Source organism: Halomonas salsilacus, from assembly GCF_051216275.1.
Taxonomy (GTDB): domain Bacteria; phylum Pseudomonadota; class Gammaproteobacteria; order Pseudomonadales; family Halomonadaceae; genus Halomonas.
The window spans coordinates 168,555-184,689 of record NZ_JBPKAQ010000009.1 but is presented as its reverse complement, the minus strand read 5'-3'; the positions used below and the strand labels follow the sequence as shown (position 1 = coordinate 184,689).

Sequence of the window (16,135 nt, the reverse complement as noted above, 5' to 3'; positions counted from 1 at the left end):
CCGCTCAGCGCCGATGGTAGTGTGGGGTCTCCCCATGTGAGAGTAGGTCATCGTCAGGCTCCTTTTCAGAAACCCCAGCCTCGTAAGAGGCCGGGGTTTCGTCGTTTCTGGCGTCGGGAAAATCCTGGTAAAAAACGCCAACCCCAAGGCTGGCGTGAGAGTGGAGAGTAAGCTCAGACGCAGAGGGTTTCGAGGGTCTCCACCAGGCTCTCCATCTCGTCCTCGGTGCCGATGGTGATGCGCAGGAAGTCACGCAGTGCCTTGGTGTTGAAGTGGCGCACCAGGATGCCGCGTTCACGCAGGCCGGCGAACAGCTGGGCGGCGTCATGCTCCGGATGGGTGACCAGCACGAAGTTGGCCTGGGAAGGCAGCACTCGAAAGCCAAGCTTCTCCATGCGGGTGCGCGTGCGCTCCCGGGTGGTGATCACCTTTTCGCGGCAGGCCTCGAAGTGGTCGTGATCCTCCAGGGCAGCGATGGCCACGGCACTGGCCAGGCTGTCGATGGGGTAGGAGTTGAAGGAATCCTTGACTCGGGTAAGCCCCTCGATCAGTTCCCGGGAGCCGACCGCGTAGCCCAGCCGCAGGCCGGCCAGGCTGCGCGACTTGGAGAAGGTGCCGGTCACCAGCAGATTGGGGTGGCTTGCCACCAGAGGGATGGCGCTCTCGCCCCCGAAGTCCACGTAGGCCTCGTCGACCAGCACCACGCTATCGGTGACTCGCCCAAGCAACTCGGCGATCGCTGCACGACCGTGGCCGTGGCCGGTGGGGGCGTTGGGGTTGGCGAAAATGGCCCCGCCGCTATCGCCTGAGAAGGCGGCGAGATCCACCTCGTGACTGGCGGTCAGCGGCAGGGCGCGTCGCTCGATGCCATACAGCCGGCAGTAGACGGGATAGAAGCTGTAGGTGGTCGCCGGCATCTCCAGCGGACGCTGCTGGCAGAAAAAGGCCTGGAAGGCCAGGGCCAGCACTTCGTCGGAGCCGTTACCGACGAAGATCTGTTCCACCTCGACGCCGAACTCCCGGGCCAGCGCCTCGCGCAGGGCCCGGGATTCCGGGTCGGGATAGAGCCTCAGGTGGTCGGTGGGATAGTCGCGCAGCACGTCGCCTACGCCCGGGGCCGGCGGATAGGGATTCTCGTTGGTGTTCAGCTTGATCAGGCGCTCGCGGGGCTGCTCGCCGGGGATATAGGGCGTCAGCTCGCGCACCCTGGGACTCCAGAACGTGCTCATGGTCACTCGCTTGTTGGCAAGAGTAGGGGCTCGGCACATGGTGACCTGCCCGGAGCAGCCGCGCAAGCCGGTGCCGTGCTAGTCTGGGAGCATTTCCGCAGATTCGAATTCAACGGGATCCCCCATGACCGCTCAGATCCTCGCCACCCTGTTGCCGGTGTTTCTGATCGCCGGCTGCGGCACCCTATACGGCGGTTTTCGTACGCCGGACATCCGCAGCATCAACACCCTCAACATGGAGCTGTTCGTGCCCATGCTGGTGTTTGCGGTGCTGGCCGATGGGCAGGCACCGCTCGAGGAGTATGTCGGGCTGGCGATCGGCGGGGCGGTGATCGTGGTGGGCTCCGGGGTGCTGCTCTGGCCGCTGGTGAAATGGCTGAAGCTGAACCCGAAGACCTTCCTGCCACCGATGATGTTCAACAACTCCGGCAACATGGGGATTCCGCTTTTGCTGCTGGCCTTCGGCGAGGCGGCGTTGCCCGCGGCGGTGGTGCTGTTCATCGTCGAGATGCTGCTGCACTTCTCGCTGGGGCTCTGGATGCTCAGCCCGGGGACACCGCTATGGCGGATCCTGCGCATGCCCATCGTGCTGGCGAGCATCGCCGGGCTCGCCGTCAACCTGGGCGGGGTGTCGCTCCCCGGCTGGCTGCTCGAGGCGCTCCACATGCTGGGCGGCGTGTGCATACCGCTGCTGCTCTTCGCCCTGGGCGTGCGGATGCTCGACATCGACTTCGGCGACTGGAAGACTGGCATGCTCGGGGCGCTGCTCTGTCCGCTGTCGGGGCTGGTGCTGGCCGTTCCATTGATCTGGTTGCTGGGGCTCTCCGGCCTGCAGGCCGCCGCACTCTGGGTGTTTGCCGCGCTACCACCGGCGGTGCTCAACTACCTGGTGGCCGAACAGTACCGTCAGGAGCCCCACAAGGTGGCCTCGCTGGTGCTGATCGGTAACCTGGGGGCGCTGGTGGTGATGCCGGTGGTGCTGGCCCTGGTATTTGGGCATGTCTACCCGGGGGTGGGCTGAGGGGAACCATGCAAGGTGGCAGACTGTCCGCCAGTGGCGTGAGAGGTTATGCTGTCAGTCAGGCCGCCGTGAATGACGGTGTCATTGCCCATAGCTCAGGAGGACACACATGCAAATCAGGACCTTGCTTGCAGGATCGGCCATGCTCGCACTGCTGGCCGGCTGCGCCGCCGGCCCGGCTGCCGGCCCCGATGCCCCCGGCGTAGCGGTGGATGAGGAGCGCTACCAGGGCACCCTGCCGTGTCGCAACTGCGACGGCATCGATCTCGATGTCGTGCTGCAGGGGGACGAGCAGAGCCAGCCCCAGCAGCGAACCTTTACCCTTCAAGCCTCCTACCGCGCGCACCCTCAGGATCCGCCTGATGAAAACTATTCGGGCAACTGGGAGGTGCTGGATGGCACCGCCACCGAGCCAGATGCCACCGTCTATGAGCTGACGCCGGACGGCGAGGGCCAGATCTACTACTTCCTGCGCCTCGACGAGCGCACACTGGAGTTGATCGATCCCCAGCGGCGACGTTTCCAGAACAGCGAGATGCTGCAGCTGCAACGCCAGTAACCCCAGCGCATAGTTTGCAGAGGGCGGCCGCTGGGCCGCCCTCTGCGTTTGATCCCCCGAGAGGCGAGGAGCCATGGCCAAGGCAAAAAGTGCCTTCGTCTGCACCGAATGCGGTGCCGAATTCAGCAAGTGGCAGGGGCAGTGCACCAGCTGTCAGGAGTGGAACACCCTGAGCGAGGTGCGCCTGGCTGCGGTGCGCCCCGGGGCCGGTAGTGCCACCCTGGGTGCCTCGGGCCGCAGCGGCTATGCGGGTGTCCGGAGCCGGGAGGTGGTGGACCTGGCCAATGTGGACCTCTCCGAGGTGCCGCGGCTCTCCTCCACCTTCGGTGAGTTCGACCGGGTGCTGGGCGGCGGCCTGGTACCGGGCTCGGCGGTGCTGCTGGGTGGCAACCCCGGGGCGGGCAAGTCGACCCTGCTGCTGCAGACCGCCTGCAAGCTGGCCCAGTCACGACGCGTGCTCTATGTCACCGGCGAGGAGTCGCTCTCCCAGGTGGCGATGCGCGCCCACCGCCTGCAGCTGCCGGTCCAGGGGCTGAAGATGCTGGCCGAGACCAGCGTCGAGACCATTCTCGCCGTGGCCGAGCGCGAACGCCCGGAGATCCTCGTCATCGACTCCATCCAGACCATGCATCTGGAGGATATCGCCTCGGCACCCGGCGGGGTGGCCCAGGTGCGCGAGTCCGCCGCGGCGCTGACTCGCTTCGCCAAGCACTCCAATACCGTGCTCCTGCTGGTGGGTCATGTCACCAAGGATGGCACTCTCGCGGGCCCCAAGGTGCTCGAGCACATGATCGACGCCTCGCTGCTGCTGGAAGGGGGCGCCGACTCGCGCTTCCGTACCCTGCGCGGCCAGAAGAACCGCTTCGGGGCGGTCAACGAACTGGGTGTCTTCGCCATGCTCGAGCACGGCCTCAAGGAAGTGAAGAACCCCAGCGCCATCTTCCTCTCCCGTGCCCAGGAGGAGGCCCCGGGTAGCCTGGTGATGGTGGTCTGGGAGGGCACCCGACCGATCCTGGTCGAGGTGCAGGCGCTGCTCGATGATTCCGCCCTGGGCAATCCCCGCCGCGTGGCCGTGGGCCTGGACCCGAACCGCCTGGCCATGCTGCTGGCCGTGCTGCACCGCCACGGCGGGCTCTTTACCGGTGATCAGGACGTCTTCCTCAACGTGGTGGGCGGTGTGAAGGTGCTGGAGACCAGTGCGGATCTCGCCGTCCTGCTGGCGGTGGTCTCGAGCCTGCAGAACCGGCCGCTGCCCCGGGAGCTGGTGGTGTTCGGCGAGGTGGGGCTATCCGGCGAGATCCGCCCGGTACCCAGCGGTCAAGAGCGCATCGTCGAGGCCGCCAAGCACGGCTTCACCCGGGCCATCGTCCCGCGCGGCAATGCGCCGAAGACGTCTCCGCCGGGCATGGAGGTGGTCGCCGTGGACAAGCTCGCCGAGGCACTGGAGGCGCTGTGATCCATGGCCGAAGCGCCGCCGCGCATGCTGTAGAATGTCGTTAACCAACGCCGAGGAGAACACGATGAGCGCCATCCGCCTGACCCAGTACAGCCACGGCGCCGGCTGTGGTTGCAAGATCGCCCCCGACGTGCTGGACGGCATCCTGGCCAAGGCCGGCCCGGGCGCCACCCATTCGCGGCTGATCGTCGGCAACCAGGGGCGTGAGGATGCCGCCGTCTATGACCTGGGCGATGGCCGCGGCATGATCGCCACCACCGATTTCTTCATGCCCATCGTCGATGACCCCTTCGATTTCGGGCGCATCGCCGCCACCAACGCCATCAGCGACGTCTATGCCATGGGCGGCACCCCGGTACTGGCCCTGGGCATTCTCGGCTGGCCGCTGGACAAGCTGCCCGCCGAGGTGGCCGGCGACGTGCTGGCCGGCGCCCAGGCCGTGTGCCGTGAACTGGGCCTGGCACTCGCCGGTGGGCACTCCATCGATGCGCCGGAGCCGATCTTCGGCCTGGCGGTGAACGGCCTGGTAGACCTCGAGCACCTCAAGCTCAACAAGGGGGCGAAGCCAGGTGACCTGTTGTTCCTGACCAAGCCGTTGGGGGTGGGCATGCTCACCACCGCCGAGAAGAAGGAGCTGCTGGAGGCCGGCCACCAGGGCCTGGCCCGCCAGACCATGCTCAAGTCCAACCGCATCGGCGTGGACCTGGCCAGGGTCAAGGGCGTTAATGCCATGACCGACGTCACCGGCTTCGGCCTGGCGGGCCATCTGGTCGAGGTGTGCGCGGCCAGCGGCGTGGCGGCGCGGGTCGACTTCCGCCGCCTGCCGCGACTCGCCGAGGCGGAGGCCTACCGCCGGCGGGGCGCGGTGCCCGGTGGCACCCTGCGCAATCGGCAGGCCCTGGGCGCCAGCCTGCCGGAGATGGACGAGGTGCACTGGCAGTGGCTGTGCGATCCCCAGACCTCCGGCGGCCTGCTGCTCTCGGTGGACCCCGCCTGGGAAGACGACGTGGAGCGCATCGGCCGCGAGCACGGCATCACGCTCACCCCCTTCGGCGAGATGGTCAAGGCCGAGGGTCCCGGGCTGATCGAGGTGCGCGGATGAACCAGTGGCCGTTGGTCGAGCCCGATCTCGCGCTGCTGCGCGAGGGGCGGGTGCTGATCGATGTGCGCGCCCCGGTGGAGTTCGCCCAGGGAGCGCTGCCCGGGGCGTTGAACTTGTCGCTGATGGACGACGAGGAGCGCCACCGGGTCGGCATCGAATACAAGTACGGCGGCCAGCAGGCGGCCATCGCACTCGGCCAGCGGCTGGTCAGCGGCGGTACCAGGGCGGCCCGTGTCGACGCCTGGATGCGGGTCCTGGAGAAGCACCCCGATGCTATCGTCTACTGCTTCCGCGGCGGGCTGCGCTCGCAGGTCGCCCAGCAGTGGATCAGTGAGGCCGGCGTGACCCGCCCGCGCATCCGCGGCGGCTGGAAGGCGATGCGCCAGGCGCTCTGCGCGCGCATCGACTCCGCCGCCGAGCAGCCGCTGCTGGTGGTGGGCGGATTGACCGGCTGCGCCAAGACCTCACTGATCCTGGCGCTGGACAACGGCCTCGACCTGGAGGGCTGTGCCCGCCACAAGGGCTCGGCCTTTGGTCGCCACCCGCTGCCGGCGCCCAGCCAGATCGACTTCGAGCACGCCATGGGTCTGCGCCTGCTGGACCTGCCCGGTCCCCTGGTGGTGGAGGACGAGTCGCGTCATATCGGTGCCGCCAACGTGCCGTTGACCCTTTGGCGGGCCATGGAGCAGACGCCGCGGCTGCGGGTGGAGATGCCCTTGGACTGGCGACTCGCCCGGATCCACAAGGACTACATCGACGACCTCTGGGAGGTCTACCGTAAGCAGTGCGGCGAATGGCTGGGCTGGGCGCTGATGCAAAAGCAGCTGGCCGGCTCACTCGCCCGGCTGCGCAAGCGCCTGGGCCGCGCGCGGCTCGCCCGGCTGCAGCGTCTTCAGTTGCTGGCCTTCCGCGAGCACGCCCGGGGCAACCGCCAGGCCCATGAGGCGTGGCTGGCGCCACTGCTCACCGAGTACTACGACCCCATGTACCGCTACCAGCTGGAGAAGCACCCCGAGCAGCGCTTCCTGCACGTGGGCGACTGGGAGAGCTGCCTGGCCGCCGCGAAGGAGTGGACTGCCGAGGCCGCCCGCGTGGGGGACCTGCCGGCAGGCCGTCAGACGAACCGGGGAGTCAGCCCGGGGTGCGGCGCAGCCACTGGCTGAGCAGGCGATCGAGCAGCGGTGCCAGGCGCACGAAACGCTGCGGGTCGGCGAGGATCGCATCATGGGACTGGGCGTGTGGGCTGTGTTCGCTGCCGTCGGGCGGTGGCGCGTTAGCGAGCATCGCGGCCACGCTCTCTCTTGTGGCCTCCAGGTGGCAGAGCAGGCCCACCACCCGGCCGGCGTCCCAGCTGAAGCCCTGCAGCGGGCTCGCCTCGCTGCCGCCCAGCGCCACGCCGTCCTCGGGGAGCGCGAACACCTCGCGGTGCCACATGAAGGCGGAGAACTGCTCGGGCAGGTCCAGCGGGCTCTCCGGTGCCAGGGTCACCCGGTGCCAGCCGATCTCCGCCTGGGTGCCGTGGGCCGTCACGGCGCCCAGCGCCTCGGCGATCAGCCGGGCGCCGTAGCCGATGCCGAGCAGCGGTTTGTGGCTGTCCAGGGCGCGCTCGACCAGCTTGCGCTCACGCTTGAGCCAGAGCTGGGTGGAGCCGTTCATTGGGCCGAGAGGGCCGTCGAGCACCACCAGGGCATCGCAGTCGGCGAGCCGCGGCGGCGTCTCGCCCGCGTCCAGGTGGAATACCGTATGGCTGTGCCCCATGCTGGAGAACCAGTCGGCCAGACGCGCCGGCCCCTGGTGGGGGCTGTGCTGGAGCAGGTGAAGGTGCATGAATACCTCGCCATCGATGGGTAACGACCCGAGAGGGGGGCGCAAGGGTACATGAAGCCGGCGCTGCGTGAACAGATACTGACGGTCCTGGCGGCCATCCCGTCCGGCCGCGTGACCACCTACGGGCGCATCGCCTCCATGACCGAAGGCGCCACGCCCCGGCTGGTGGCCCGCGCCCTGCGTGAGCTACCCGAGGGCCACGGCCTGCCGTGGTTTCGCGTCATCACCGCATCGCGCAAGCTGGCCGACCACCCCGGTGCCGCGGAGCAGCGCGAGCGACTCGCTGCGGAAGGGATCGTGCTGGATGCCCGCGGCCGGGCCCCGGCCGAACGTCTCTGGCCGTGAGACACTGATTTTTCGAGGAGAGTCCATGAGCGGTTTCTACCAGCGCCTGCAACAGCTCGAGCCGCGCTCCCAGCAGGCCTTCATGGCGGCGCTCTGCGAGCGCCTGTTGCCCAACTATGGGTTCTACTGGCAGGCGCTCAACGCCGAGACCGCAGGCCAGGGTAACCCGCAGTCGCTGAGGGCCATCCTCGACCTGGTATGGGAGCGCCTGGCGGTGAAGGGCGCGAAGATCGACTTCGCCCTGCAGGCAGAAAAGCTTGCCGAGCTGGCGCCGCCTGCCTATGACGACAGCTTCGGTGCTCGCCGCGCCTCGGAGGCGCTCTCGGCGCTCTCGGCCCTGCTCGATACCCTGCAGGGCGAGGCGCCTGAGGCGGTGCTTGAGGTCAGCAAGGCCTCTCGTGGGGGCGTGCGGGCCTTCATCGAGCTGACCGAAGGCGAGGAGGACGGCGAGCGCCTGGCGGCTCTGGTTCACGAGCACCCCCTGATGGCGGACGAGAACGACTTTCAGGACGCGGTGCTCGAGGCCGTCGAGGGGCCGCTGGATCGGGATGCCCTCAAGGCGCTGCGTCGCCTGGGGCGCAACGACGGCGTCAGCAACCTGGGGCTATCACTCGACTAGAAGCGGACCCCGGCGGTGACCATCAGTCCGGCGGCGCCGAACACGATCAGGTCGGCCTCCAGACGCTTCCAGCTCGCTCCCAGCGTGGGCAGGATGGCCGGGGCGATCTCGTAGCGGTTGAAGGGGATCTTGTCGCGGTACTCGCCGCGGTAGCCGTGGAGGGCGCCGGCGGTGAGCTTGGCGCGGATGCGGGTGTCGCCGGACTCCCACATGGTCAGCTCGCGCCCCACGTAGAGGTAGAGAGAGTCCTGGTCGAAGGAGTTCTTGAAGCGCGCAAGCCCAGTGAACCACAGATCGGGGTTGTGCAGCTCGATGGCGATCAGCTGCTGGTTGTTGGTGTGGTTCGGGTCCGGGCTGAAGTGGTCGGTGTAGAGGCTGGTCTGCACCAGCACATGGTCGAGTTCCATAACGGGTGGCCAGTCGAGGTGCTCTCGCCAACCGCTAACTTCCTCCGCCCAAACGGAGGAGGTCAGAAGCGGTAGGCTCAACAGCAGGGCGATCAGCCGATCACGCAGCAACATCCTGTTTCCTTCGTTGGCTCTCAGAGCCGCATCTCGATCCCGCGCTCGGCCATGTAGCGCTTGGCCTCGGGGATGGTGTACTCGCCGAAGTGGAAGATGCTGGCGGCCAGCACCGCATCCGCACCGCCCTCAAGCACGCCATCTACCAGGTGGTCGAGGTTGCCCACCCCGCCGGAGGCGATCACCGGCACGCTCACCGCATCCGCGATGGCGCGGGTCACGCCCAGGTCGAAGCCGATCTTGGTGCCGTCGCGATCCATGCTGGTGAGCAGCAGTTCGCCGGCGCCGTACTCCACCATCCTCCTGGCCCATTCCACGGCATCCAGCCCGGTGGGGCGTCGCCCGCCGTGGGTGAAGATCTCCCAGCGCGGCGCCTCGCCCTCGGCGGAGACCTTCTTGGCATCGATGGCCACCACGATGCACTGGCTGCCGAAGCGCTCGGAGGCCTCGCGCACGAACTCGGGGTTGGTCACCGCAGCGGTGTTGATGGAGACCTTGTCGGCGCCGGCGTTGAGCATGGTGCGGATGTCATCGCAGGTGCGGATGCCGCCGCCCACGGTGAGCGGGATGAACACCTCGCCGGCGATGCGCTCGACCATCTCCACCGTGGTGTCGCGATCCTCGTGGCTCGCCGTGATGTCGAGGAAGGTGATCTCGTCGGCGCCCTGCTGGTTGTAGCGCTGGGCGATCTCCACCGGGTCGCCGGCGTCGCGGATACCGATGAAGTTGACGCCCTTGACCACGCGGCCGGCGTCCACGTCCAGGCAGGGGATGATGCGCTTGGCCAGTCCCATGTTCAGCTCCCGGCTCACTTGAGCCCTGTGGTCTTGGGTAAATCGGTGAGTTCATCGCACAGCCGCTGGCCCTCGGCCACGTCCAGGCTGCCTTCGTAGATGGCGCGGCCGGTGATGGCGCCGAGTATGCCCGGCTCTTCGGCGGCCACCAGGGCGCGCAGGTCGTCCAGATCAGTCACTCCGCCGGAGGCGATCACCGGCAGGCCGCCCTCGCGGGCAAGCGCGGCGGTGGCCTCGACGTTGACACCGTTCATCATGCCGTCGCGGGCGATATCGGTGTAGACGATGCTCGAGACGCCGTCGTCGGCGAAGCGCTTTGCCAGGTCCACGGCCTTGACCTCGGAGACCTCGGCCCAGCCGTCGGTGGCCACGAAGCCGTCTCGAGCGTCCAGGCCGACGATCACGTGACCCGGGAAGGCCCGGCACATCTCGCCGACGAAGGCTGGCTCCTTGACCGCCTTGGTGCCGATGATCACATACGACACCCCGGCCGCCAGATAGTGCTCGATGGTCTCGGCACTGCGGATGCCGCCGCCGATCTGGATAGGCAGGTCGGGCCAGCGGCGGGCGATGGCGGTCACGGCCTCGCCGTTGACCGGCTTGCCCTCGAAGGCACCGTTGAGGTCCACCAGGTGGAGGCGGCGGGCGCCGGCCTTCACCCAGCGTTCGGCCATGGCCACCGGGTCGTCGCCGTAGGTGGTGGCATCGTCCATGCGGCCCTGCTTCAGGCGCACGCACTGGCCGTCCTTCAGATCGATGGCGGGAATCACCAGCATGTCCAGCTCCTCTTGAGTGCCGCTCAGGGCCCCGGTTAAAATCGTTGGGCGGTGTTCCGCCCGGTTTCTGCGCCGGCGCAGGACGCCCAGATGACCCGGGCGCAGATCATGGCGCCCAGATGACAAAGTTTTCGAGCAGCCGCAGGCCGGCCCGGGAGCTCTTCTCCGGGTGGAACTGCACGGCGAAGGTGGCGTCGCGACCGATGGCCACGTGGGCCTGGATGCGGCCGTAGTCGGTAGTGCCAAACACCGTGGCGTCGTCGGCGGCCTCCACATAGTAGCTGTGCACGAAGTAGAAGTGTTCGTCCTGGTCGATACCCTCCCACAGCGGATGCTCACGCTGCTGGTGCACCAGGTTCCAGCCCATGTGGGGCACCTTGAGACGCTGGTCGCGGTCGTCCCGCATGTCGCCGGGGAAGCGCTTCACATTGCCGCCGATAAAGCCCAGGCAGTTGATGCCGCTGTTCTCCTCGCTGTGGTCGAGCAGCATCTGCTGGCCCACGCAGATGCCCAGCAGCGGCTTCTCCTGGCTGGCCAGCAGCTCTTCCACCAGGCCGCGCAGCTCGGTCTTCTCCAACTCGCCCATGCAGTCGCGGATGGCGCCCTGGCCGGGCAGCACCAGGCGTGTGGCGCCGTGGATGCGGCGGGGATCGCGAGTGACCACCACGTTCTCATGGGTGACGTGTTCCAGTGCCTTGGCGACGGAATGCAGGTTGCCCATCCCGTAGTCGATGACGGCAATGGTCATGGGGCGCTCCTCGTGTGGTCGTGCGGCGGCCTTACAGGCAGCCCTTGGTAGACGGCATCTGGCCGGCCATGCGGGGATCGAGCTCCACGGCCATGCGCAGCGCGCGGCCGAAGGCCTTGAAGATGGTTTCCGCCTGGTGGTGGGCATTGAAGCCCTTCAGGTTGTCGATGTGCAGGGTGACCATGCCGTGGTTGACGAAGCCCTGGAAGAACTCCCATAAAAGCTGGGTGTCCAGGCGGCCGATGGTGGCCCGGGTGAACGCCACGTCCATGAACAGACCGGGGCGGCCGGAGAAATCCACCACCACCCGGGAGAGTGCCTCGTCCAGGGGGACATAGGCGTGACCATAGCGGCGAATGCCGCGCTTGTCGCCGATGGCCCCGGCGAAGGCCTGGCCCAGGGTGATGCCCAGGTCTTCCACGGTATGGTGGTCGTCGATATGCAGGTCGCCAGCGGCCTTGATCTCCAGGTCGATCAACCCGTGGCGTGCCACCTGATCGAGCATGTGGTCGAGGAAGGGCACGCCGGTCTCGCAGGCCAGCTTGCCGGTGCCGTCGAGGTTGACGGTGACGGTGATCTGGGTTTCCTGGGTGTCACGGCTGACCGTGGCGATACGCTCGGACATCGATGCATCTCCAGCGCCTAGGCGCATGTCGAAGGCGGCCACTGGCGGGCAGCGACCTGAAAGAACGAGTGGACGACGGGCCTCGCCCGCAGTCGGAAGTCTGCCATTATAGTGAATCGTTGACCCCATCCGCTACAATGCACCCATCTGCGCGGCGGCGATCCCTCGCCGCCCCGGCCCAGGGAGACCCATCTAATGCCGGTGACACTCCATACCGTCGACCGCGCCGCCTGGGAAGCGGATGCCCAGGCGCAGCTCGACCTCGCGCGCATCTATGCCGATGCTCCCTCCGAGCGCCTGCCCGCCTCCGTGGACGACTTTATCGACAGCCATCTGGCCGATGGCCAGCGCTTTCTCTGTGCCCGCTTCAATGACCGTCTGATCGGCGCGGTGGCGCTGCGAGACGATGGTTCGGCCTGGTGGCTGTCGCACTTCTGCATACGCAAGCCGACCCGCCGGCGCGGCGTCGGCACCCGGCTGCTGACTCTGGTGGGACAGGCGGCTCAGGCGAAGAACAGGGCCCTGCGCGCCGAGCTCTCCCAACTGCAGCTGGCCGACCAGGTGCTGCTGACGCGACTGGGCTACCGGCTGGAGCAGCGCAGCGGCTTCTATGAACTGCTGATGCTTGAAGGAAGGCAGTGATGCGGCGCCTATTCAGTATTCTTCTCGCCGCGGTCGGAATCCTCGCCGTGCTGGCCGTGGCCGCCGTGGTCTATGTCACCACCTTCTTCGACCCGGAGGATCTCAAGCCGCGGCTGATCGAGGTGGTTCGCGACCAGAGCGGTCTGGAGCTCGCCCTGGAGGGGCCGCTGACCTGGTCCTTCTATCCGCGTCTCGGGGTGGGAGTGGAGAAAGCCGACGCCTGGCTGCCGGAGCAATCGGTGAGAGAGGATGAGTCCTTCCTGGCCTTCCGGCGGGCCGAGGTGAGCCTGGCCTTCGCGCCCCTGCTGCGCGGCGAGATCGCCATCGACGGCATGACCCTGGAGGGCATGCGTCTCAACCTGGAGCGAGACGAGACGGGGCGCGGCAACTGGGAAACGCTGATGGAGCGTCTCGCCGAGCGCAGCGAGGCCGCCGAGGAGGTGCTGGCACCGGCCAATGCCACCGCCGGCCCGGTACCGGGCGGCCAGGGAGGCCTGGCCGTGGCACTCAACATCGCCAGCGTGGAAGTGCGCGATGGCGAGGTGAGCTATCGCGACCTGAACAGCGGGCATGAGCTGCGGCTGGAGGCGCTCGGTATCACCGGCAGCAACGTCAACCCGCGCAGCGCCTTCCCGATTCGCACCACTTTTCGCCTGATCGGCCATGATGACCTAGGTCTTGAGGATCGCGAGGAGCCCCCGAGGCTGACCAGCGATGTCTCTCTGGAGGGGCGTGCCACCCTGGGACTGGCGGAGCGTCGTTACCAGTTGGAGAACCTCTCGCTGAGCACCACCAGCCGGTTTGCGGAGGTGGAGGGCGAGCAGAAGCTGACCCTGAAGGGCGGCCAGTTGAGCCTTGATGCCGTCGAGCGTCGCCTGCGCCTGGAGGAGGGGCTCCTTGAGGCCACCCTCAACCATCCTGCCCTGGGGGCATTGCCGCTGCCGTTCTCCCTGGCGTTCTCCACGGAGATGGACCTCGTCGAGGAGACTGCCCGTCTGCGCGATCTGGAACTGAGCAGCGAGCATGGCCTGAGCCTGAGTGGCAACCTCAACGTCGCCGGCCTGTTGGAGGCGCCGGCCTATGATGGCCAGCTGCGCCTGGCACCCACCTCCCTGCGCCCCTGGCTCGAGCGCTTCGACAGTCTGCCGGCCATGGCCGACGCCGACGCCCTGACCGATGTGGCGCTGACCAGTCCGCTGCGGGGCGACCTGTCGCAGTTGGAGCTCTCCGGCCTGACCCTGGTGCTGGATGACAGCACCTTCACCGGGCGGCTCGCGGCGGGCCTCGACGGGCAGATGCTCGACTTCGAGCTGCAGGGCGACCGCTTGAACCTCGACGCTTATCTCCCGCCGGCTGACTCCCAGAGCGAAATACCCTCCCTGGCCGGATTGCCCGGGATTGCCCGGGCCCATGCCGCCGAACCCGGCACCCTGGTGCCGGCGGAGTGGCTCGCCGAGCTGGCGCTGGACGGTCAGCTGCGCCTCGGCTGGTTGGCGATGGCGGGGCTCGAGTTCCGCGACGTCGACCTGGCCCTGCAGGGCGCCGATGGGCGCCAGCGCCTGACTCGCTTCACCTCCGGCTTCTACGAGGGCGACCTGGCCGCCGAAGGTGTGCTGGACCTGGTCCGCGATCCGATCCACTGGCAGCTGATGCCCCGCATCGAGCGCGTGCGCACCGAAGAGGTTCTCGAAGCCCTGGGCGACGAGGAGGCCCCGCTGCGCGGACGCCTCTCCGCCGACGGCGAGCTGACCTCCCGGGGCAACACCTGGCCGGAGCTCAAGCGCCAGCTGAATGGCCGCATCGCTGCACGCATCGACGATGGCGCCATCCTCGACGTCAACGTCTCACGGGAGCTGTGCACCGCCGTGGCTAGCCTGGAGGGACGCGAGACTAGCCGCGACTGGCACCCGGACACTCGCTTCGATCGCGCCGAGGCCACCTTCGTGATTCGCGACGGCACCCTCGAAAGCGACGACCTGCAGGTGGCCATTCCGGGCATCGACCTGGGGGGCGAGGGCTGGCTCGACCTCACTAGCGAACGCTTCGAGCTGCGTGCCGCGGCGCGGGTGGTCGACACCGCCGACGCCGCCTGCCGGGTGAACCCGCGACTGGAGCGGGTGCCCTTCCCGGTGCGCTGCGAAGGTAGCCTCTCGGGCGACAGCGCCGAGTGGTGCCGCTTCGACCGGGAGGCCTTCCAATCCGTCATCGGCGAGGCGCTGCGCGACGAACTGGGCCGTCGGGCCGGCGAGGAGGTGGAGCGCCGCCTGGAGGGAGCCCTGGAGGGACTCGACGAGCGGCTCGGCGAAGGCGGTGGTCGGGAACTTCGCGACGCCCTGCGTGGTCTATTTGATTGAGCAAAGTCAGTCTCTGCGCCGGCATTCGTGTCGGCGCTTTTTTTGGAGCCGCGATGAGTGAGATGCCCTCACCCGTCCTGTCCGCCGCAGCGTTTCAGCGGCGCCTGCTGGCCTGGTTCGATGTCCATGGCCGCCACGACCTGCCTTGGCAGCGGCAGCGCACTCCCTACCGGGTGTGGGTCTCGGAGATCATGCTGCAGCAGACCCAGGTGGCTACGGTGATCCCCTACTTCGAGCGCTTCATGGCGCGCTTCCCGACGGTGCGTGAGTTGGCCCAGGCTCAGCTGGACGAGGTGCTGCACCTGTGGACGGGCCTTGGCTACTACGCCCGGGGTCGCAACCTGCACCGGGCCGCTGGCGTGATCGTCGACGAGCGTGGCGGCGACGTCCCCATGGACCCGGAGGCGCTGGCCGCGCTGCCCGGGATCGGCCGCTCCACCGCGGGGGCGATCATCGCCCAGAGCAGCGGGGAGCGGGCGGTGATCCTCGACGGCAACGTCAAACGCAGCCTGTCTCGCCTGCACGCCGTGGAGGGCTGGCCCGGCCGCCCGGCGGTGGAGCGCCGCCTTTGGGCGCTGGCCGAGCACTACACGCCCGATGCGCGATTGGTCGACTACACCCAGGCGATCATGGACCTGGGGGCGACCCTGTGTCGTCGAGGGAATCCCGAGTGCGGACGCTGCCCCTTCGCCGACGTCTGCGTGGCCCATGCCCGCGGCGAGGAGCGCCGCTTCCCCGAGTCGAAGCCGAAGAAGGCGCTGCCTACCCGCGCCACCCGCATGCTGCTGCTGCGTGACTCCCGCGGGCGGGTGCTGCTGGAGCAGCGCCCGGCCAACGGCCTGTGGGGCGGGCTCTGGAGCCTGCCCCAGTTCGATGAGCATGCCGAGCTGCAGGCCTGGCTCGATAGCCATGCGCCGGGCAGCGCCATAGAGCAGCCCAGCCCTCCCTTTATCCATGTATTCAGCCATTTCCAGCTTGAGATCACCCCCCAGCCAGCGCTGATCGACGTCCTTGATTCGGTGGGCGAGACTCGCCGCTGGTACGATCCCGAGAATCCCGATGCCATCGGCCTGGCGGCGCCAGTCAAGAAGCTGCTGACCGGCCTTTCCCCCTTCGCCCTGGATGCCCCGCCGGGCCCTCGAACCGCTTTCAGTCCCCAAGAGGAGAACCATTCATGAGCCAGACTGTTGTCTGTCGCAAGTACCAGCAGGAGCTCGAGGCCCTGCCGTTTCCGCCCCTGCCCGGCAAGAAGGGCCAGGAGATCCAGGCCAGCGTGTCGAAGCAGGCCTGGGAGGAGTGGCAGGCGCTGCAGACCCGGCTGATCAACGAGAAGCACCTCAACATGCTCGAGCCCTCAGCCCGCGAGTACCTGATGGAGCAGATGGAACGCTTTCTGGACAACCGCGAGACCGACCAGGCCGAGGGCTATGTGCCGCGGGAATCGTGACGCCAATCCCCTTATCATCTCCGGCCATCGTTTTGAAACCCAAGGGGTTGACGCCGAATGTCCGCTGGGG

The 16,135-nt window shown here is 67.8% G+C and carries 18 protein-coding genes; 11 read left to right on the top strand and 7 right to left on the bottom strand.

Features of this window, described 5'->3' with window-relative positions:
- Positions 1-173 precede the first annotated feature (173 nt).
- A complete protein-coding gene (gene hisC / locus ACR80S_RS13920; RefSeq protein WP_435403559.1) occupies positions 174-1,229 on the bottom strand; it encodes a histidinol-phosphate transaminase in 1,056 nt (351 codons plus the stop codon).
- Between the two features lie 124 nt (positions 1,230-1,353).
- Between hisC and ACR80S_RS13915 the strand changes: the two genes are divergently transcribed.
- From ACR80S_RS13915 to mnmH, 5 genes are all read left to right on the top strand, one after another.
- Positions 1,354-2,250, top strand: a complete 897-nt coding sequence (locus ACR80S_RS13915; RefSeq protein ID WP_435403558.1) for an AEC family transporter — start codon at positions 1,354-1,356, stop codon at positions 2,248-2,250.
- A 109-nt stretch (positions 2,251-2,359) separates the two neighbouring features.
- Positions 2,360-2,809: a copper resistance protein NlpE N-terminal domain-containing protein gene (locus ACR80S_RS13910; protein ID WP_435401933.1), complete on the top strand. Its 450-nt coding sequence runs from the start codon at positions 2,360-2,362 to the stop codon at positions 2,807-2,809.
- Between the two features lie 73 nt (positions 2,810-2,882).
- On the top strand, positions 2,883-4,265 hold the full coding sequence (gene radA, locus ACR80S_RS13905) for a DNA repair protein RadA (RefSeq protein WP_435401932.1): 1,383 nt from the start codon (positions 2,883-2,885) through the stop codon (positions 4,263-4,265).
- Positions 4,266-4,329: 64 nt separating this feature from the next.
- The gene (gene selD, locus ACR80S_RS13900; protein ID WP_435401931.1) at positions 4,330-5,367 is read left to right on the top strand and encodes a selenide, water dikinase SelD; all 1,038 of its coding nucleotides are present in this window, start codon (positions 4,330-4,332) and stop codon (positions 5,365-5,367) included.
- A complete protein-coding gene (gene mnmH / locus ACR80S_RS13895) occupies positions 5,364-6,530 on the top strand; it encodes a tRNA 2-selenouridine(34) synthase MnmH (protein WP_435403557.1) in 1,167 nt (388 codons plus the stop codon). Before selD ends, mnmH begins: the two co-directional genes overlap by 4 nt.
- On the opposite strand, the gene ACR80S_RS13890 is transcribed toward mnmH, so the two are convergent.
- Complete coding sequence (locus ACR80S_RS13890) at positions 6,499-7,194, bottom strand: type 1 glutamine amidotransferase (RefSeq protein WP_435401929.1); 696 nt, start codon at positions 7,192-7,194, stop codon at positions 6,499-6,501. The genes mnmH and ACR80S_RS13890 overlap by 32 nt on opposite strands.
- A 51-nt stretch (positions 7,195-7,245) precedes the next feature.
- On the opposite strand from ACR80S_RS13890, the gene ACR80S_RS13885 reads away from it, so the two are divergent.
- Together ACR80S_RS13885 and ACR80S_RS13880 are read left to right on the top strand one after the other, a co-directional pair.
- Complete coding sequence (locus ACR80S_RS13885) at positions 7,246-7,539, top strand: MGMT family protein (RefSeq protein WP_435401928.1); 294 nt, start codon at positions 7,246-7,248, stop codon at positions 7,537-7,539.
- Positions 7,540-7,564: 25 nt separating this feature from the next.
- Positions 7,565-8,158 (top strand): YjaG family protein, encoded by a 594-nt coding sequence (locus tag ACR80S_RS13880; protein ID WP_435403556.1) that lies wholly within the window; start codon positions 7,565-7,567, stop codon positions 8,156-8,158.
- Here the strand turns inward: ACR80S_RS13880 and ACR80S_RS13875 are convergent.
- The 5 genes from ACR80S_RS13875 to hisB form a co-directional block, all read right to left on the bottom strand.
- On the bottom strand, positions 8,155-8,679 hold the full coding sequence (locus tag ACR80S_RS13875) for a hypothetical protein (RefSeq protein WP_435401926.1): 525 nt from the start codon (positions 8,677-8,679) through the stop codon (positions 8,155-8,157). The two genes, ACR80S_RS13880 and ACR80S_RS13875, sit on opposite strands and share 4 nt — an antisense overlap.
- A gap of 20 nt (positions 8,680-8,699) precedes the next feature.
- Positions 8,700-9,473: an imidazole glycerol phosphate synthase subunit HisF gene (hisF, locus tag ACR80S_RS13870; RefSeq protein WP_435401925.1), complete on the bottom strand. Its 774-nt coding sequence runs from the start codon at positions 9,471-9,473 to the stop codon at positions 8,700-8,702.
- 14 nt (positions 9,474-9,487) lie between these two features.
- Positions 9,488-10,249 (bottom strand): 1-(5-phosphoribosyl)-5-[(5-phosphoribosylamino)methylideneamino]imidazole-4-carboxamide isomerase, encoded by a 762-nt coding sequence (gene hisA / locus ACR80S_RS13865; RefSeq protein ID WP_435401924.1) that lies wholly within the window; start codon positions 10,247-10,249, stop codon positions 9,488-9,490.
- 106 nt (positions 10,250-10,355) lie between these two features.
- The gene (gene hisH / locus ACR80S_RS13860; protein ID WP_435403555.1) at positions 10,356-10,997 is read right to left on the bottom strand and encodes an imidazole glycerol phosphate synthase subunit HisH; all 642 of its coding nucleotides are present in this window, start codon (positions 10,995-10,997) and stop codon (positions 10,356-10,358) included.
- 31 nt (positions 10,998-11,028) lie between these two features.
- Complete coding sequence (hisB, locus tag ACR80S_RS13855; protein WP_435401922.1) at positions 11,029-11,622, bottom strand: imidazoleglycerol-phosphate dehydratase HisB; 594 nt, start codon at positions 11,620-11,622, stop codon at positions 11,029-11,031.
- A gap of 195 nt (positions 11,623-11,817) precedes the next feature.
- Between hisB and ACR80S_RS13850 the strand changes: the two genes are divergently transcribed.
- Genes ACR80S_RS13850 through ACR80S_RS13835 form a run of 4 tightly spaced genes read left to right on the top strand, consistent with a single transcriptional unit; the run spans position 11,818 to position 16,065 of the window.
- Entirely contained in the window at positions 11,818-12,264 is a 447-nt protein-coding gene (locus tag ACR80S_RS13850; protein ID WP_435401921.1) for an acetyl-CoA sensor PanZ family protein, read from the top strand.
- Positions 12,264-14,618, top strand: a complete 2,355-nt coding sequence (locus tag ACR80S_RS13845; protein ID WP_435403554.1) for an AsmA family protein — start codon at positions 12,264-12,266, stop codon at positions 14,616-14,618. Before ACR80S_RS13850 ends, ACR80S_RS13845 begins: the two co-directional genes overlap by 1 nt.
- Before the next feature lie 53 nt (positions 14,619-14,671).
- Positions 14,672-15,796, top strand: a complete 1,125-nt coding sequence (mutY, locus tag ACR80S_RS13840; RefSeq protein WP_435403553.1) for an A/G-specific adenine glycosylase — start codon at positions 14,672-14,674, stop codon at positions 15,794-15,796.
- Positions 15,793-16,065, top strand: coding sequence for an oxidative damage protection protein (locus ACR80S_RS13835; protein WP_290908832.1), 273 nt, complete (start codon positions 15,793-15,795; stop codon positions 16,063-16,065). Before mutY ends, ACR80S_RS13835 begins: the two co-directional genes overlap by 4 nt.
- The last annotated feature ends 70 nt before the right edge of the window (positions 16,066-16,135 follow it).

Bases quoted from the DNA above. Each gene is read 5' to 3' on its own strand.
- hisC (WP_435403559.1), bottom strand. From the start codon at position 1,229: ATGAGCACGTTCTGGAGTCCCAGGGTGCGCGAGCTGACGCCCTATATC.
- ACR80S_RS13915 (WP_435403558.1), top strand. From the start codon at position 1,354: ATGACCGCTCAGATCCTCGCCACCCTGTTGCCGGTGTTTCTGATCGCC.
- ACR80S_RS13910 (WP_435401933.1), top strand. From the start codon at position 2,360: ATGCAAATCAGGACCTTGCTTGCAGGATCGGCCATGCTCGCACTGCTG.
- radA (WP_435401932.1), top strand. From the start codon at position 2,883: ATGGCCAAGGCAAAAAGTGCCTTCGTCTGCACCGAATGCGGTGCCGAA.
- selD (WP_435401931.1), top strand. From the start codon at position 4,330: ATGAGCGCCATCCGCCTGACCCAGTACAGCCACGGCGCCGGCTGTGGT.
- mnmH (WP_435403557.1), top strand. From the start codon at position 5,364: ATGAACCAGTGGCCGTTGGTCGAGCCCGATCTCGCGCTGCTGCGCGAG.
- ACR80S_RS13890 (WP_435401929.1), bottom strand. From the start codon at position 7,194: ATGCACCTTCACCTGCTCCAGCACAGCCCCCACCAGGGGCCGGCGCGT.
- ACR80S_RS13885 (WP_435401928.1), top strand. From the start codon at position 7,246: ATGAAGCCGGCGCTGCGTGAACAGATACTGACGGTCCTGGCGGCCATC.
- ACR80S_RS13880 (WP_435403556.1), top strand. From the start codon at position 7,565: ATGAGCGGTTTCTACCAGCGCCTGCAACAGCTCGAGCCGCGCTCCCAG.
- ACR80S_RS13875 (WP_435401926.1), bottom strand. From the start codon at position 8,679: ATGTTGCTGCGTGATCGGCTGATCGCCCTGCTGTTGAGCCTACCGCTT.
- hisF (WP_435401925.1), bottom strand. From the start codon at position 9,473: ATGGGACTGGCCAAGCGCATCATCCCCTGCCTGGACGTGGACGCCGGC.
- hisA (WP_435401924.1), bottom strand. From the start codon at position 10,249: ATGCTGGTGATTCCCGCCATCGATCTGAAGGACGGCCAGTGCGTGCGC.
- hisH (WP_435403555.1), bottom strand. From the start codon at position 10,997: ATGACCATTGCCGTCATCGACTACGGGATGGGCAACCTGCATTCCGTC.
- hisB (WP_435401922.1), bottom strand. From the start codon at position 11,622: ATGTCCGAGCGTATCGCCACGGTCAGCCGTGACACCCAGGAAACCCAG.
- ACR80S_RS13850 (WP_435401921.1), top strand. From the start codon at position 11,818: ATGCCGGTGACACTCCATACCGTCGACCGCGCCGCCTGGGAAGCGGAT.
- ACR80S_RS13845 (WP_435403554.1), top strand. From the start codon at position 12,264: ATGCGGCGCCTATTCAGTATTCTTCTCGCCGCGGTCGGAATCCTCGCC.
- mutY (WP_435403553.1), top strand. From the start codon at position 14,672: ATGAGTGAGATGCCCTCACCCGTCCTGTCCGCCGCAGCGTTTCAGCGG.
- ACR80S_RS13835 (WP_290908832.1), top strand. From the start codon at position 15,793: ATGAGCCAGACTGTTGTCTGTCGCAAGTACCAGCAGGAGCTCGAGGCC.